We start from the raw sequence: 16,602 nt of genomic DNA, 5'->3' as shown, positions 1-16,602 counted from the left end.
GAGTAGGTGGCGGTCGTGAACGACCAGCCGTTGGCCGAGGAGTTCGGCAGAACCTGCATCAGCATCAGAACTCCTGCCGCAAAGGATCTTTCACGTGACCGATCTTCCGCACCCGGCTGTTCCCGCCCTCCGGACCCCGCCCGCCGAAGTTCCTCCGGCGACGACGCAGGCTCCCGCTCCTCGGCCCGGCGCGACCGCCCCCTCGCCGAGTGCGATGCGCCGCGCGCTGCGCCGGGCCAGGGACGGTGTGGCCCTGGACGAGGTGGAGGCCGGCGTGCTGTTGCAGGCCCGTGGGACCGATCTGGTCGATCTGTGCGCAAGTGCGGCGCGGGTGCGCGACCAGGGGCTCGTCGCGGCCGGCCGGCCGGGCGTGATCACCTACTCCAAGAAGGTGTTCATCCCGCTGACCCGCCTCTGCCGGGACCGCTGCCACTACTGCACGTTCGCCACCACGCCCGGTCGGGTGCCGGCCCCGTTCCTGTCGATCGACGAGGTCCTCGAGATCGCCGAGGCTGGAAGGGCTCTGGGCTGCAAGGAGGCACTCTTCACGCTCGGGGACCGGCCCGAGGACCGGTGGGACGCGGCGAAGCAGTGGCTGGAGGAGGCGGGCTACGACTCCACCCTCGACTACGTCCGCGCCGTGTCGATCCGGGTGCTCGAGGCGACCGGGCTTCTCCCCCACCTCAATCCCGGGGTGATGAGCTGGCAGGAGATGGCCCGGCTCAAGCCGGTCTCGCCGTCGATGGGGATGATGCTGGAGACCACCTCCCGGGAGATCTTCGAGAACCGGTCCGGTGCCCACTTCGGTTCGCCGGACAAGGATCCCGAGGTTCGACTGCGGGTGCTCGAGGACGCCGGCCGCTCGTCGATCCCCTTCACCACCGGCATTCTGATCGGCATCGGGGAAAGTCCGGCCGATCGGGTGGAGTCCCTGTTCGCCATCCGGCGGACGTCGAGGGCCTACCGGGGGATCCAGGAAGTGATCGTGCAGAACTTCCGGGCCAAGCCGGACACCGCGATGGCCCGCCGGCCCGATGCGGAGATGGACGAGCTGATCGCCACCGTCGCGGTGGCGAGACTGGTGCTGGGGCCCGCTGTTCGGCTGCAGGCACCGCCGAACCTGATCGACGATCAGTTCTCCCGGGTGCTGGCCGCCGGGATCGACGACTGGGGTGGGGTCTCGCCCCTCACGCCGGACCACGTCAACCCCGAGCGCCCCTGGCCGCAGATCGACGAGCTCACCGCGCGCACCGCCGAGGCCGGGTTCACCCTGGCCGAGCGGCTGACCATCTACCCGGAGTTCGTCAGGGCCGGCGAACCCTGGCTCGACCCTCGCCTGCGCGCCCACGTCGACGCCCTGGCGGACCCGGTCACCGGTCTGGCGCGGCCCGACGCCCTCCCGGTGGGCCGACCCTGGCAGGAGCCCGAGGAGCCTGCGTCGGGGCCGAACGGTCCCGGCGGGCTCACCTCGTCCGGCCGCACCGATCTGGCCACCTCGATCGACACCGAGGGACGCACCGCCGACCGCCGGTCGGACTTCCTGGACGTCTACGGCGACTGGGACTCGTTGCGGTCCCGGATCCGGGCCCCGCGGAAGTTCGAGTCCGACGTGATGGCGGCCCTGCGGATCGCCGAGCGCAACCCCGGTTCGCTGGACGGTTCGGCCGCCCTGTCGCTGATGACGGCGACCGGCGCCGAACTGGACGCCGTCTGCGCGCTGGCCGATTCCGTGCGGGCGGACGTCAACGGCGACGACGTGACCTACGTCGTCAACCGGAACATCAACTTCACCAACGTCTGCTACACCGGCTGCCGGTTCTGTGCCTTCGCGCAGCGCCGCACCGATGCTGACGCATATTCGCTGTCCACCGACGAGGTGGCCCAGCGGGCCAGGGTGGCCTGGGATCTCGGGGCCACCGAGGTCTGCATGCAGGGCGGGATCGATCCCGAACTGCCGGGTACGGCGTACTTCGACCTGGTGCGCGCGATCCGCGGCGCCGTGCCGGAGATGCACATCCACGCCTTCTCCCCGATGGAGGTGGTCAACGGCGCGACCCGCGCGAACCTGTCGATCTCGGAGTGGTTGAGCGCCGCGAAGGAGGCCGGCCTGAGCAGCATCCCGGGTACCGCGGCCGAGATCCTGGACGACGACGTCCGGTGGGTGCTGACCAAGGGCAAACTGCCGACCGCGGCTTGGATCGAGGTCGTCACCACCGCCCACCGGCTGGGCATCCCCTCGTCCTCGACGATGATGTACGGCCACGTCGACACACCCGAACACTGGGTGGCACACCTGGCCCTGCTGCGGAAGCTGCAGGGGGAGACGGGCGGGTTCACCGAATTCGTGCCGCTGCCATTCATCCACACCAACTCGCCGATCTACCTGGCCGGCCTGGCCAGGGCGGGAGCGACCTACGACGAGAACAGGGCCGTGCACGCGATGGCCAGGCTGATGCTGCACAGATCGATCGACAACGTGCAGACCTCCTGGGTGAAGCTCGGTATCGAAGGCACCCGGGCGATGTTGCGGGGTGGCGCCAACGATCTCGGCGGAACGCTGATGGAGGAGACGATCTCGCGGATGGCCGGCTCGGAGTTCGGCTCGTACAAGACGGTCGCCGACATCGAGGAGATCACCGACGGGATCGGTCGTCCGGTCGTCCAGCGGACCACCGTCTACGGCCCGGTCGACCCCGAGAGGCATGCAGCCGCCAAGGCTTTCAACGGCCTCGCCAACCTCCCGCTGTTCGCCAGCAAAGCCTGACCCCTCCCTGCTGCGGGGCTCCCCGTCCTCCGTGGCTCCCCGTCGCTGCGTGGCTCCCCGTGCTGCGGGGCTCCCCGTCCTGCGTGGCTCCCCGTGCTGCGTGGCTCCCCGTGCTGCGTGGCTCCCCGTGCTGCGTGGATCAACTTCGCACGCATGGACGAAAATGACGACTCCTGTCCCTCCCGTCCCAAAATCGCGAAGTTGATCCATGCGGGGGCGGTTGATCCATGCGGGGGCGGGTCGAACGGGTCAGGACAGCCGGGCTACCAGCCGGTCCAGGAACGGCACCTGGCCCTTGACGAGCTTGACGGCCGCGGAACCCAGGTCACACCACTGGGCCCGGTCCACCTCGGGGATCACGATGGTCCGTCCCGAGCGCGGCGGCCACTGGATCTCGATGAGGTTGCTGCTGATCGAGTCCGCGTCGAAGTTCCCCGAGCGGGCGAAGACGGTGACCAATTTGGACGACGACTGCTTCAGCGTCCCGAGGTCGAGATCAGGATCGTCGCCCGCAGGCGGAGGCGGAGGTGCTCCGAGTTCCTCGGTGAACTCGCGGGTCGCGGCGTCGTGCGGATCCTCGCCGGACTCGTACTCGCCTTTCGGGATCGACCACCCTGCCGCATCCTTCTTCGCCCAGAACGGCCCGCCCATGTGGACCAGCAACACCTCGATACCGTCGGAGCCCGTCCGGTACAGCAGCAGCCCGGCGCTCGTCCTCACGAACCCGATCCTGCCAGAGCCGGCATCTCAGCCCAGATCGGCATCACGCCAGGCCTGGAAGACCTCCGGCCGAAGTCGCCCACCGGCCGGCACGTCCAGACCGTTGGATCTGGCCCAGGCGCGTACCTCTGCGGTCGACGGGTCCGGTCGGGCCGGACCACCGACGGCGCCGCTCTCACCCACGCCGATCCGGGCCACGGTCGCAGCCTCGGCGGCCGCCCAGTGATGAGCCGCCGCCAGATACCGGTAGGTCCACTCCTCGGCGAGCTTTCGGGTCTCGCAGAACACGATCGGGATGTTCGGCCACCGCACCTGCAGCTCGGCGAGACCGTCGGCGACGACCGCCGGACGGACGTGGCCCAGGGCGAAGACCTTGGAGTAGCGCTCCTCGACCACCAGGGCCGCTCTCGGCAGCAGGGACAGCTCGCCCAACGCAAACCGCAATTTCCCGTTGATCAGGCTGGACACCAGATCCTCCAACGACTTTCGCTCCACCGCGGCGACCACGCTGCCGTCGACGGTGACGGCGTAGTCGCCGCTGGGCAGCGTGCGCTTGGTGGTCGACACCTGCTGGGCGCCGAATTGGTAGGCGTACCGCTCCCGCGTGTCGATCAGGATCTCCAGGTTCCTGATCCCGGCGGCCCGTGCGGTCGGGACCTGCACGTCCGGCCGGGCCTGTCGACGGGTGCGTGGCGCCTGCCAGAACACCATGTCCCGGCCCCGCGCCTTGGTGAAGACGATCTGCGATCGTTGCTCCCGCCCACGGTCGGCCACCACATCGATGGCTGCGCCACGCCTCTCGCAGGAACGCAGTGGAACGATCTCGACGATCTCCGGTTCTGCGGGCCACTCCTGCAGGCTGACCGGGTGGCAGTAGAGGGCGGTGGTTCGCGGCCACGTTCCTTTGGTCCGGAATACGAGCCCACCGGCCATCGGCAGCCGCACCAGGTACGGCAGCGTGCTGTCGGGATCCGGGTTCTTCGCGATGACCAGTTCCACCGCTCCCATCCTGCCCCAGACCCCGACCTCGTGGAAACGCACGGCGAGGAGGCTCGGTGGTGCATCACGCGCCGACGAGTACTTTGGGGTGATGCCTCACCCTGTCCGTTATCTCGCCGTCGCCGCGGTGGTGCTGATCGCGGGGTGTTCCTCGTCCGTCACGGCCGCACCGGCAGTACCGACTTCCACGTCCCCGATGAGCATGGCCATGCCGCCCGGGACGGTGACCACCTCCGGGCGCCCCGTCAGCCGGCTGGTCGATCCGGCTGCCTTCGCCACTGCCATCGCGACCAGCGGCACCGTGACGATCGATGTGCACGTCCCGTTCGAGGGCAAGATCGCCGGCACCAACCTGATCATCGCCTACACCGACATCGCCCAGCAGGCCTCGAAGCTCCCCGCCGATCATCACACCGAACTGGCGATCTACTGCCGGACCGGCGTGATGAGTGCGATCGCCGCCAAGACCCTGGCCTCGCTGGGTTACACGAACGTCGTCGAACTGCACGGCGGCATGTACGCCTGGCTGGCCACCGGCCGCACTCTGATCAACACACCCTGATCGACACGCCCGACTAACACCCCCCGGGCAGAACCCTGAAGTCGGTACGGTGTCGGACGTCCGGTCACCGCGGTGCTGATACCGCTGGATATGCCTCGCCTTTCGCGGAGTACCGTCTTCTGGCATGACCACGCATCCCGTCACCCTGTTCACCGGCCAGTGGGCCGATCTGCCGTTCGAGGAAGTCGCTCGGTTGGCCTCGGAATGGGGCTACGACGGCCTGGAGATCGCCTGCTCGGGTGATCATCTCGACGTCGAACGCGGCGCAGTCGACGACGACTACATCGCCTCCCGACGAGAGATCCTGGACAGATACGGGCTCCAGGTGTTCGCCATCTCGGTGCACCTCCAGGGCCAGGCGGTGTGCGACGATCCCATCGACCAACGGCACCAGGGCATCCTGTCCAAAGGGGTCTGGGGCGACGGCGACCCCGGGGGCGTACGGCAGCGGGCCGCCGAAGCCGTCAAGAACGGCGCGAGAACCGCAGCCCGGCTGGGGGTCAAGACCGTCATCGGGTTCACCGGATCGTCCATCTGGAAGTACATCGCGATGTTCCCGCCCGCATCGCAGGCCATGATCGACGCCGGCTACCAGGACTTCGCCGATCGCTGGAACCCGATCCTGGACGTCTTCGACGAGGTCGGCGTCCGATTCGCCCACGAGGTCCACCCATCCGAGATCGCCTACGACTACTACTCCACCCAACGCGCTCTGGAGGCGATCGGACACCGGGAAGCCTTCGGCATCAACTGGGACCCGTCGCACATGGTGTGGCAGGGCATCGATCCGGTGCAGTTCATCTGGGACTTCAAGGACCGGATCTACCACGTCGACTGCAAGGACACCAAGGTCCGCACCCCTGACGGACGCCGCGGGATCCTCGGCTCGCACCTGGGCTGGGCCGACCCGAGGCGGCGCTGGGACTTCGTGTCCACCGGTCGCGGCGACGTCGACTGGGAGGACTGCTTCCGGATGCTGACCACGATCGGCTACGAGGGCCCCATCTCCATCGAGTGGGAGGACGCCGGCATGGATCGCCTCCACGGAGCCCCCGAAGCCATCGAATTCGTTCGATCGCAACTGTTCTCGCCACCGGCCACCTCGTTCGATGCGGCCTTCTCGAGCCAGGACTGACTGGAGCATCGCGCCGGCGTCAGTCGATCAAGGTGTAGATCGTGGGCTCCGCGGCGGCTCGGTCCGGATACTCGCCGACCGACGACGTGCTCGAGATCTGCTCCTGCTCCGCGAGGTACGCCAGATGGGCGATCGTTTCGGAGAGCGCAGCCCGGCGTTGGAAGCCCTTCACCGCGGCCCAGCCTCTCGACCAGGTCAGCCGCTCCGTCACCTGCCAGGAGCTGCACGGCCCGAGAACCGACATGACGGTGCGGATCTCCTCGCAACGCTCTTCGTGGTGTGCCAGGAGCTGCTGGGTCCGCACAGCCAACCCGCGGAACCGCCACTCGTGCGCCGGCAGGATCTCCGCTCCGTCAAGATCGGACAGCCGCCGCAGCGAGTCCAGATACGGGCCGAGCGGTGAGGCGGCCGAATGGGGCTGGAGGCCGACGTTGGGGCTGATCCGGGGCAGGACGTGATCCCCGGTCAGCAGGACGTCGTTGTCCCCGTCGTGGAAACAAAGGTGTCCGGGCGTGTGTCCGGGGGTCCAGACGGCCCGGATCCGCCGTCCGGCCAGCGGTAGGTAGTCGCCGTCGGCCAGCAGCACCCCGGGTTCGACCATCAGGCGGAAGATCTCGAGCCCCTCGTCCGACATCGACAAGGAGACAGCCATCTCGTCCGGAACCCCCTGCTGGGCGACCCAGCGGGCATCGCTCGCCTGGACGGTTCCGAAGGGGTAGGCATGCCGCGGCAGCGAATCGCGCTCGACCGGATGCATGGCGATCCAGGCCCCGCCCGCTGCATCGGCCAGGCGGGCGCTCATCCCGTGATGGTCGGGATGGACGTGCGTGATCGCGATGCCGGCGACGGCACCGACCGTGGTGCCTGCGGCCGCCAGGCCCTCCAGCAGCGCAGTCCAGCCGGCCTCGGTGTCCCAACCGGGATCGACGACGACCAGACCGTCAGCCCCGAACATGAGATAGCACAGGGTATATCGGATGGGGCTGTCCGGCACCGGGACCGGGATCGACCACACGTCCGGCCTGACCTGCTCCACCGGCGGCCAGCTCTTGGACCACCAGGCGTCGTACTGGGCGTGTCCGGTGACGTCCAGCCCGACAGCTGCCACCGGTGCTCCTGGTGGTTCAGGACACATGGTGCGCCTCCTCGACTAGATGGGTCAGATCCCTGTCTCCACGAACCATCTCACGTCGGCTGCGGCGTGGCCCGGGCTGCGGCGTGGCCCGGGCTGCGGCGTGGATCAACTTCGCAGGCATGGATGAAAATGACGACTTCTGTCACCCCAGTCCCAAATGAGCGAAGTTGATCCATGCAGGAGGTTCTGGCGCCCCGAACGGCTCAGCTCGCGAACCAATCACGCGCCGGGTGTTCGACCGCGGGCGCGACGCGCGGCAGGTCCGGCTGGGCGGCCCACTTCACACCATTGGCGAGCACCTGACGGATCCCGTCCTGCTGGTAGACCGGGTACTCCTGGTCGCCGGGCGAGAAGTAGAAGATCCGGCCCCGTCCGCGATGGAAGGTCACCCCGGATCGGAAGACCTCACCACCGGTGAACGAGGAGATGAAGACGAGGTCGTCAGGGTCCGGGATGTCGAAGAATTCTCCGTACATCTCCTGGTGCGGGATCACGAGCGGGTGCGGGATGCCGTGCGCAATGGGGTGTGTCGGATCGACGGTCCAGACAAGTTCCCGCTCCCCCTCGTTCCGCCACTTCAGCGAACAGGTCGTCCCCATCAGCCGGATGAAGATCTTGGAGAAGTGCCCGGAATGCAGGACCAACAGCCCCATTCCGCCCAGCACGTGCCGTTGGACGCGCTCGACCACCTCGTCCGCGACCCGCTCGTGCGCGATGTGTCCCCACCACAGCAGCACATCGGTCTCGGCCAGCACCTGTTCGGTCAGGCCGTGTTCGGGGTCGGCCAGCACGGCCGTGCGGATGGTGGCGTCCGGAATCAGTTGCGCCAGGCCGTCAGCGATCGCGCCGTGCATGCCATCCGGATAGTCCGTGGCCATGCTCGCCGGATGGCCGCCGGCTTCGTGGACGCCCTCGTTCCACACGGTGATGCGCAATCCGTTGCTCATAGCTGGACCTCCCTGTTCTGCTCCGCCGAAAGATAGGCGGCGTCGATGATCTCGGCTCTCGTCAGGGCCAGTGACCCGTCGTGCGCGGTCCAACCGGCCGGATCGCCGCGGACCACGTCGACGAAGTCCTCGACCACGTGTCGGTGCGCACGGCCCGGTTCGGCCCGCACTACCCGGTCGGCGTTCGCACCGTCGGTCTCGGTGAACACCTTCAACGTGCCGACCGGCGTGTCCGAGGCACCCTCGACCCGCAACTCGGCACCGCCGTCGGTACCGTAGACGGTGAAGTCGATCAGGTCGTCCGGGTTGCGGTAGCTGGCCCATCCCGCCTCGATCAGCAGCGTTCCTCCGCCTTCCAGGCGCAGGAACGCGGAGGCGAAATCCTCCACCTCGAAAGCTGAACGCGCCGCGTCGGCCGCCGCCCGGCCGGATCCACCCCGACCACGGGGGCCGAGTTCTGCGTAGGTCGCGGCTGACACCGCCAGGACTTTCGGCTCGCCGAGGAGGTGGAGAGCGTAGTCCAGGACGTGCACCCCGATGTCGGCCAACGGCCCGCCACCGGCCAGTTCCCGGCTGGTGAACCAGCTACCGAGACCGGGGATGCCCGAACGCCGCAGCCAGGACGCCTTTGCGTAGTACGGCCGGCCCAACTCACCGGCCTCGATGATCTTCTTCAGCTCCCTGATGTCACCACGACGGCGATGATTGAACGCCACGTCCAGAACACGCCCGGCGCGCCGCGCGGCCTCGACCATCTGACGGCCCTCCACCGCATTCCTGGCGATGGGCTTCTCGCTGAGCACATGCAGGCCCCGGTCCAATGCCGCGACCGCGATCGGCGCGTGCAGGAAAGTCGGAACGGCGACGCTGACGGCGTCAAGCCCCGGCTGCGCGATCAACTCCTCCCAGCCTTCGAACAGACCGTCGATCCCATGCTCGGCACCGAGCTCGGCCAGCAGCCCGGTTTCCTTCCCGGCCAGGCCGATCACCTCGACTCCCTCGATCGCCTGGTAGGCCTGCAGGTGTTGCCGGCCGGCCCATCCCAGACCGACCACCCCCACCCGTAGCGGGGTGGAAGTTGACTGCGCTGTCGACACGATGACGCTCCTTCGGCTGTGGTGGCTCCCCGTCCACCCTAGGCATTCATCGGGTGTCGACGCGGACGGCCCCGGGTCAGACCGCCGACCGACCCCGGTGGGCGTGCCGGGGCCGTCTGTGCCGGACGATGACGTCATCGCAGGTACGGGGCCCTTGGCCCGGTCGGGGACTTCGCCCGGCCACCCGTCCTTGGACGCGCCGTGCACGGGGCGGTCAGTTGTTCCGGTCGAGTGCGCCTGGACTGACCGCTCCGGGACTGGCCGCTCCGGGACTGACCGCTCCGGGCTGCGGAGCACGCGAACGACCGCCTCCATCCAGAGGTTCCCGGCTGCCCGGCGCGGAAATGACGAAGATCGGCGGCGGTGTTGGTCGAGCCGATCCGGCGAAGTTGGCCGACAATGGGAGCATGCCCGTGATCAACATCGATGTCGCGTCCACGATCCCGCCCTTCGAACAGGTGCGGTCGCAGATCGCCGCCCAGATCCAGTCCGGTCAGCTGCCGGTCGGGGCCCGCCTGCCCACCGTTCGCGGCCTGGCCATCCAGCTCGAACTCGCCGCCAACACGGTGGCCCGCGCCTACGGGGAACTCGAACACGCCGGTCTGGTCAACACCAGGGGACGGGCAGGTACCACCGTCAGCGCCTCTGGCGATCAGGCCCGCGAGCGGGCCGCGGCGGCCGCCCGTGAATACGCCGGCACCATCCGGGGCCTGGGGCTCAAGGACGCGGACGCCCTCTCGATCGTCCAGGCGGCCCTGCATGCCGTCTGATCAGCAGTCAGGCCCCGGGCGGTTGTCCCGATGAGGGTCGCGGTGCTGGACGACTACCAGCACGCGGCAGCGGGTTTCGCCGATTGGGGGTCGCTCGACGCGGAGGTCACCTTCTTCGACCGTCACCTCGCCGATGACGACGATCTGGTGACCACGCTGGCCGGATACGACGTGATCGTGGCGATGCGCGAACGGACTCCGTTCCCCGCCGAACTCCTGACGAGGCTGACCGATCTTCGTCTGCTGGTCACGACCGGGTCCGGCAACGCCGCGATCGATCTGAAAGCCGCTGCAGCGCTTGATATCACCGTGTGCGCGACCGGCTACCTGTCGAACGCGGCGTCCGAACACACCTGGGCGATGATCCTGGCCGCAGCCCGTCACCTGCCCGCCGAGTTCGCCTCGGTGGCCGCCGGCGGCTGGCAACGCACCGTCGGGATCGGCCTCGCCGGCCGGACCCTCGGCCTGATGGGGCTGGGGCGGCTGGGATCCGCGGTCGCGAAGGTCGGTCTCGCGTTCGACATGGACGTGATCGCGTGGAGCCAGCACCTCACCCCCGAACGGGCCGCCGAGATCGGCGTGCGGGCCGTCTCGAAGGCCGAACTGCTGGCCCAGTCGGACGTACTGTCGGTGCTGCTGGTGCTCAGCGGCCGCACCCGCGGTCTGATCGGCGCCTCCGAACTACGCGCGATGAAACCGTCCGCGATCCTGGTGAACTCCTCCCGCGGGCCGATCGTCGACGAGACGGACCTCATCCAGGCGCTGCGCGACGGGGTCATCGCCGGCGCCGCCCTGGATGTCTTCGACGTCGAGCCGCTACCCGCCGACCATCCATTCCGCAGCCTTCCGACGGTCGTGCTGACACCGCACATCGGCTACGTGATCGACGAGCAGTACCGGATCTTCTACACCGACGCCGTCGAGGACATCGCCCGGTTCGCGGCCGGCACCCCGGTGCGGGTCATCACCCCCGAGCGTCCCCGTGTCTGACCGCGCTCAGCCGGTCGGTGCTGCGCCGGTGGAGACCGAGCGGCCGAGGCGGACCGGAGTGCCGGTGCGGACGGAATCGTAGGCGGCGCGCACGATCTGAAGGGTCCGGTAGCCGACCTCACCGTCCGGCTCACACTTCTCACCGGTCCGGACGCAACGTAGGAACTCTCCCAGCATCAGCGCGTCCAGATCGGGACCGTAGTCCAACCACGACAATCCGCCGGCCGCGTCGTCGAACACGTCGAACCGGTCGGCGAAGGCATCGAAGGAACCCGATGCGGACTCGCCCTCGACCGTGAGGGTGAGCCCACCCCAGGCCGGGTAGGTCCTGGGCGCACTCCAACTGCAGTCGATGCTCGCGACGGTACCGTCCTGATAGGTGACCACCACCAGACCGCCGGTCTCGACCTCCACCGAGTCTGCATGGATGATCCGGTTCACCTGGGCGTAGACCTCGACGGCCGGGCTGTCCAGCAGGTCGTCCAGCAGATCCGTGAGATGCACGGTGTGGTCCATCAGTGCTCCCCCGCCGGCCAGTTCCTCGTCGACGAACCAACGCCGGCTGCTGATCGGGGCTCGTCCGTTGTTGGTGCCGTTCGCGATCAAGACCCGGCCGAGTGCGCCGGAATGCACCCGCCGGCGGAGGTCGGCGAAGGCCGGGTGGAACCGCACCGGGTAGGCCGTCATCAACTGCACGCCGGCCCTGGCGCAGGCCTCGATCATGGCGCGAGCATCTGGAAGACCTGTGGCCAGGGGCTTCTCGCAGAGCACGTGGATCCCGCGGGCTGCCGCCTGTTCGACAAGTGGTCGATGACGGGAGGTTTCGGCGCACACCACCACGGCATCCGGGCCCCAGGCGAACAGGTCGTCGTAGTCGTCCACCAGTCCCACACCCAACTGCTCCGCCAACCGCGCGCCGCGAAGTTCCCCGGGCGGGGCGGTGGCCGCATCGGGATCTGCGGCGAGCAGTTCGATTCCGGACCAACTCTTCAGCAGATTCGCATAGCCGGCCGCGTGGACGTGCGCGAACGACATCAGCCCGATCTTCAGCGGGGATCCGGCCCGCGTCATCGGGTCATCTCCGCGGGCGCGACGGGCCGGCCGGTACGTATGGATTGTGTTGCCGCAAGGGCGATGTCCAACGCAGCGAGGCTGTCCTGCGCCGTCACCCTCGGCGTCCGCCCACCGGCGAACGCGGCCGCGAACTCCGCCAGTTCGCTCTGGTAGGGCGAATGCGCCCCGGTGTCCGGCAGCAAGGCTCCCTCCCCTGCGACGGGTCCGAACCCGTCGAAAGTCAGGGCTGGACGGTCGGTGCTCGAGTGCCGGATCAACCCGCCGTCCCCGGCGAGCGAGAACGACGTCCGGAACCGCTCGTCCGGGCGACCCCACCCCCCGACCAGATGGGACAGCGCCCCACTCGTGTGCGTCAGCACCGCCAGCCCGATCAATGGAGAACCATTGCCGCCGACCAGCTTCGCGTACACAGACGCCACCTCCCCGGCCACCCATCTTGCGAAGTCGAAGTCGTGGATCATCTGATCCACCAACAGCCCCCCGGACAGAACGGGGTCGGAGAACCACTGCTGCACCGGTGTTGCCCCGCGGCGGGTCAGTCGCAGCACGGCGGGACGGCCGATCCGCCCTGAGTCGACCGCCGCCCGGGCCGCGGCGTAGGCCGGGAAGTACCGCACCACCTGACCGGGGTAGATCTGCACGTCCGCCACCCGGCACGCCGCGATCATCCGTGCGGCCGAAGCATGGTTCACGGACAGGGGTTTCTCGCAGATGACGTGACGGCCCGCCGCCGCAGCCGCCAGCACGATGCTCTCGTGCACGAAGGTCGGGGTGCAGACGTCGACGATGTCGCATCCGTCGATCAATTCCTGCAGGGTGTCGCAGGCCCTGGCGCCGTGACGGGACGCGACCGCGGGTGCCTGGCCGTCCGTGGAGTAGACCAACGCCCGAAAACCCAGTTCGCGCCAGGCCTGCAGATGGGGGTGGGCGATACCGCCGGCACCGACCACGCCGACCGTCGCCGTCTTCGTCACGTCAGTCATCGTCGCACTCGCGATCGTCACGTTCGTCATCAGCCCTTCGTCCTCGACGCTTGCTTTCACCACCTCGCCCTCAACCCTTCAGCGCACCCTGCAACATCCCTCCGATGAATTTGCGCTGGAACGCGAGATAGACCAGGAAGATCGGCAGCAGCACGATGATCGTTCCGGCGCACAGAACCGGGATGTTGCTCGAGTACTGGCCGACGAAGAAGCCCAGACCGGCGGGAGCGGTGCGCTTCTGGGGATCCTGGATGAGAATCAGCACCAGGAGGAACTGGTTCCAGGACCACATGAAGAACAACACCGCCATCGTCGAGAGCGACGGCCCGGCCAACGGCAGCAGCACGCTCAGCAGAATTCGCCGCGGGGACGCGCCGTCCAGTTCGGCGGCCTCGATCAATTCCTTCGGCGTGGTGCGGAAATGGGTGCGCATCCAGAAGATGCCGAACGGCATGAACAGAGCCGACTCGGCAAGAATGACGCCCCAGTACGAGTCGGTGAGACCCACACCGCGGAGATCGAAGTACAGCGGGATGACGATCAGTTCCACCGGCAGCGTCAGACCGAGCAGGAAGAACGAGAAGATCGCCCTTCCGGCCGGTACCCGCAGCACACCGAGCGCATAGCCGGCCAGAGTGGACAGCACGACCGAGATCGGCACCACCGCAACGGCAATGATCAGGCTGTTGATCAGAAGGTGGCCGAACCCGGCCGTGGTCCAGGCTTCCCGGAAGCTGCTGAAGCTCAGCTGTGCAGGCCAACCGATACCCGCCACCAGAGCACCCGAGGGCTGGAGGGCCGCCAGCACGATGCTCAGGAAGGGCAACAGGGTGGCGACCGCCATGCCGACCAGCAGCACATACCCGGCCACCGATTCCGTCCTGGTCGCCTTCACCGCTCGTCCCGCTCGGCGATCAATCGATTGATGATCAGTACGACGATCAGGATGATGACGGTCAGCGTGACGGCAAGGGCGGACGCCTGTCCCACCTGCCCGTCGGTGAAGGCCAGTCGGTACACCAGCAGTCCCGGCACGGTCGTGGTGTTGCCGGGGGCGCCGTTGGTGGTGACGTAGATGACGTCGAAACTGGCCAGCGCGGCGATGGTGGTGACCGTCAGGGCGACCGCGATCTCACCGCGCAGCGCGGGTAGGGTCACCGCCCTGAACTCCTTGACGGCGCCGGCACCATCCAGCCGAGCGGCTTCGTAGAGGTTGGGTTCGACCTTCTGCGCACCGCTGACGAAGAGCATGGTGCACAGCCCGGTCAGCGCCCAGGTACCGATCAACCCCACCGCGAACAGTGCGAGGTTGAAGTCGCCGAGCCAGGCACGGGTGATCCCGCCGAGACCGACTGCCCGAAGGATCTGGTTGACGGCCCCGTCGTCGGTGTACATCCAGCGCCAGGTGATGCCGACGGCCACCAGCGGCACGATCTGCGGAAGGAAGAAGATCACCCGGAACAGCGACATCCCCGGCCGCCGGAAGCGGGACAGGACCGCCGTGAGGATCAATCCGAGCAGGATCGGGAGCCCTGCGAAGAAGAGAACGAGCACCAGTGCATGCTCGACCGCACCGCGAAGGGCGGTGCTGGTGAACACCGCGGCGTAGTTCTGCAGGCCCGACCAGGTGGCGAGCGTGATGCCGTCCCAGTTGAAGAGCGAGAGGTAGACCGTGTGCAGCGCAGGCAGGATGACGAACGATCCGTAGAGCACGAACGCCGGCGCGATGTAGGCCAGGGCCGACCACTGGGAGCGGGCCTGACGGGACCGGCGCCCCGTACTCCGGCGCCCGGCCGGGACCCGGCCGCCGGAGTACGGCGGGCCTCCCGAGACCTGACCGACGGACGACTGCCGGTCCAGGGATTCGATCCCGGCGGGCGGGCGGACCGGCGTCATCACTTGCCGTGGTAGGAGGTCCAGACCGTCTGCAGTGATTGCAGGAAGTCCGTCGGCTGCATCCGTCCGGCGATCACCGACTGCAGTCCCGACTCCAGGGAGTCCAGCATGGCCGGCGCCGCGAAATCCGGGAACGGGATCAGGCCGTCGGCCGCCACCACCGCCTGGTTGGCCTTCTTCAGATCTCCCTTGACGCCGGAGGCGGCCGGCGCGGCGGAGGCGTTGGGCGGCAGGAACCCGCCCGCATCCTCGATGACCGACGCCTCCGGACTCTGCAGGAAGTTCAGGAAGGCGGCAGCGGCTTCGGGGTGCTTGGACTTCGCCGAGATGGAGTAGGAGACGCTGAACCCGTTGCCGACGGACTGGCCGCCGGCCTTCGCCGGCGGCATGACCATGAACCCGACGTTGCTGCCCATGGCCTTGTCCAGCTGCGCGGCCGCCCAGTTGCCGTTGATCAGGAACACGCTGGCGCCCTTGGCGAACGCGGTCGCGGAATCGTTCTCACTGGTGCCGTTCGCCGAGGCCGGGAAGTACCCCTTCCTGGCCCAGTCGGCAAACGTCTGGGTGGCGGCGACCGCGCTGGGCGTGACGATGTTGCTGCCCGCCTTGCCGTCGATCCAGTTCTTCTGGGCCGTCACGTCGGTGCTCACGTTCATCACGGACGACCAGACGTGGAGCCCACCGGTATCCAGGGACCCGACCGAGATCGGTGTGATGGCAGCAGCTTTTGCCTTTGCCAGGTCTGCTTCGAACGCGGCGAGCGTAGCGGGCGTCGAGGTGATCCCGGCCTTCGTCATCAGCTGCTTGTTGTAGTAGAGCCCCACCAGGGACAGCCCACCCGGGACGGCGATCAATGAACCGGTCCCCAGGATCTTGCCGGTGGGATCGACCCGCAACTCGTCCAACGCGGACTTGGGGAACGATTTGTCCCACCCGTAGGCCTGCTCGTAGGGCGTCAGATCTCGGATCAGCCCGGCCGGGACGAACGTGTCGAACGCGGCGTTGTACTGGGCCAGATCCGGTGCGGTGTCAGAACTCATCGACAGCTTCAACGACTTCACGTAGTCGTTGAACTGGGTGTATTGGCTGACGATGGTGACCTGCGGATGCTTCTTCTGGAACGCGGCGATCAGCGCCTTGGTCATGTCCGGGCTGTCGGTGAAGGCCAACTTCAACTCGACCTTGTCGGCGGGCACCGCGGTGGCCACCGCCGCGCTGCTCACCGCCGCTCCCGGGGACCCGGCGGCGCTGCTGCCGGAACTGCCGGACCCGGCGACCGCGACCGGCGCCGAACTCGAACCTGCAGTGGAGGCGTTGCTTCCGGGAGTCAACGAGCTGCACGCCACCAGTGCCAGTGAGCAGGCGGCACCGAGCAGGGCCAGGCGACGCCCGGCCCGCCACTCTCGCCGACGGAATGAGCCCATGGGGGACTTCCTCTCCACTGCTGGTGAACTGCGGGCGAACTGCGGTCAACGGGCTGGAGCGTCCTGGCTGACCCAATCAGCCTCGAGAACTGCTGTCAAGAGATAA

At 68.1% G+C, this 16,602-nt stretch carries 15 protein-coding genes; 5 read left to right on the top strand and 10 right to left on the bottom strand.

Annotation, left to right across the window (positions count from 1 at the left end):
* Positions 1 to 214 precede the first annotated feature (214 nt).
* Positions 215 to 2,764, top strand: a complete 2,550-nt coding sequence (locus tag H7F38_RS14650; protein WP_187094727.1) for a bifunctional FO biosynthesis protein CofGH — start codon at positions 215 to 217, stop codon at positions 2,762 to 2,764.
* Between the two features lie 249 nt (positions 2,765 to 3,013).
* Here H7F38_RS14650 and H7F38_RS14645 read toward each other — a convergent pair whose 3' ends face one another.
* Both H7F38_RS14645 and H7F38_RS14640 read right to left on the bottom strand, forming a co-directional pair.
* The gene (locus H7F38_RS14645) at positions 3,014 to 3,484 is read right to left on the bottom strand and encodes an NUDIX domain-containing protein (protein ID WP_187090555.1); all 471 of its coding nucleotides are present in this window, start codon (positions 3,482 to 3,484) and stop codon (positions 3,014 to 3,016) included.
* A gap of 27 nt (positions 3,485 to 3,511) precedes the next feature.
* Positions 3,512 to 4,492, bottom strand: a complete 981-nt coding sequence (locus tag H7F38_RS14640) for an ERCC4 domain-containing protein (protein ID WP_187094726.1) — start codon at positions 4,490 to 4,492, stop codon at positions 3,512 to 3,514.
* An 82-nt stretch (positions 4,493 to 4,574) separates the two neighbouring features.
* On the opposite strand from H7F38_RS14640, the gene H7F38_RS14635 reads away from it, so the two are divergent.
* Together H7F38_RS14635 and H7F38_RS14630 are read left to right on the top strand one after the other, a co-directional pair.
* On the top strand, positions 4,575 to 5,045 hold the full coding sequence (locus tag H7F38_RS14635) for a rhodanese-like domain-containing protein (protein ID WP_222618089.1): 471 nt from the start codon (positions 4,575 to 4,577) through the stop codon (positions 5,043 to 5,045).
* A 124-nt stretch (positions 5,046 to 5,169) separates the two neighbouring features.
* Positions 5,170 to 6,180: a sugar phosphate isomerase/epimerase gene (locus tag H7F38_RS14630; protein WP_187090554.1), complete on the top strand. Its 1,011-nt coding sequence runs from the start codon at positions 5,170 to 5,172 to the stop codon at positions 6,178 to 6,180.
* Between the two features lie 19 nt (positions 6,181 to 6,199).
* On the opposite strand, the gene H7F38_RS14625 is transcribed toward H7F38_RS14630, so the two are convergent.
* The 3 genes from H7F38_RS14625 to H7F38_RS14615 all read right to left on the bottom strand — a co-directional run bounded on the left by H7F38_RS14625 (position 6,200) and on the right by H7F38_RS14615 (position 9,362).
* Positions 6,200 to 7,288 (bottom strand): MBL fold metallo-hydrolase, encoded by a 1,089-nt coding sequence (locus H7F38_RS14625; protein ID WP_222618088.1) that lies wholly within the window; start codon positions 7,286 to 7,288, stop codon positions 6,200 to 6,202.
* 230 nt (positions 7,289 to 7,518) lie between these two features.
* The gene (locus H7F38_RS14620; protein ID WP_187090552.1) at positions 7,519 to 8,262 is read right to left on the bottom strand and encodes a ThuA domain-containing protein; all 744 of its coding nucleotides are present in this window, start codon (positions 8,260 to 8,262) and stop codon (positions 7,519 to 7,521) included.
* A complete protein-coding gene (locus tag H7F38_RS14615) occupies positions 8,259 to 9,362 on the bottom strand; it encodes a Gfo/Idh/MocA family protein (protein WP_370531374.1) in 1,104 nt (367 codons plus the stop codon). Before H7F38_RS14615 ends, H7F38_RS14620 begins: the two co-directional genes overlap by 4 nt.
* Before the next feature lie 404 nt (positions 9,363 to 9,766).
* On the opposite strand from H7F38_RS14615, the gene H7F38_RS14610 reads away from it, so the two are divergent.
* Complete coding sequence (locus tag H7F38_RS14610) at positions 9,767 to 10,129, top strand: GntR family transcriptional regulator (protein ID WP_187090550.1); 363 nt, start codon at positions 9,767 to 9,769, stop codon at positions 10,127 to 10,129.
* A 30-nt stretch (positions 10,130 to 10,159) separates the two neighbouring features.
* A complete protein-coding gene (locus H7F38_RS14605; protein WP_187090549.1) occupies positions 10,160 to 11,119 on the top strand; it encodes a D-2-hydroxyacid dehydrogenase family protein in 960 nt (319 codons plus the stop codon).
* Between the two features lie 6 nt (positions 11,120 to 11,125).
* On the opposite strand, the gene H7F38_RS14600 is transcribed toward H7F38_RS14605, so the two are convergent.
* Genes H7F38_RS14600 through H7F38_RS14580 form a run of 5 tightly spaced genes read right to left on the bottom strand, consistent with a single transcriptional unit; the run spans position 11,126 to position 16,496 of the window.
* Complete coding sequence (locus H7F38_RS14600; protein ID WP_187090548.1) at positions 11,126 to 12,190, bottom strand: Gfo/Idh/MocA family protein; 1,065 nt, start codon at positions 12,188 to 12,190, stop codon at positions 11,126 to 11,128.
* Positions 12,187 to 13,206, bottom strand: coding sequence for a Gfo/Idh/MocA family protein (locus tag H7F38_RS14595; protein ID WP_222618086.1), 1,020 nt, complete (start codon positions 13,204 to 13,206; stop codon positions 12,187 to 12,189). Before H7F38_RS14595 ends, H7F38_RS14600 begins: the two co-directional genes overlap by 4 nt.
* 40 nt (positions 13,207 to 13,246) lie before the next feature.
* Positions 13,247 to 14,071 (bottom strand): carbohydrate ABC transporter permease, encoded by an 825-nt coding sequence (locus H7F38_RS14590; protein WP_222618085.1) that lies wholly within the window; start codon positions 14,069 to 14,071, stop codon positions 13,247 to 13,249.
* The gene (locus H7F38_RS14585; protein ID WP_187090547.1) at positions 14,068 to 15,072 is read right to left on the bottom strand and encodes a carbohydrate ABC transporter permease; all 1,005 of its coding nucleotides are present in this window, start codon (positions 15,070 to 15,072) and stop codon (positions 14,068 to 14,070) included. The genes H7F38_RS14590 and H7F38_RS14585 overlap by 4 nt, the downstream gene beginning before the upstream one ends.
* Entirely contained in the window at positions 15,072 to 16,496 is a 1,425-nt protein-coding gene (locus H7F38_RS14580; RefSeq protein ID WP_187090546.1) for an ABC transporter substrate-binding protein, read from the bottom strand. The genes H7F38_RS14585 and H7F38_RS14580 overlap by 1 nt, the downstream gene beginning before the upstream one ends.
* Between the last annotated feature and the right edge of the window lie 106 nt (positions 16,497 to 16,602).

It is taken from the genome of Nakamurella sp. PAMC28650 (genome assembly GCF_014303395.1).
Classification (GTDB): Bacteria; Actinomycetota; Actinomycetes; order Mycobacteriales; family Nakamurellaceae; genus Nakamurella.
The sequence above is the reverse complement of the archived record's forward strand: the minus strand, read 5'-3'. Positions and strand labels throughout refer to the sequence as shown.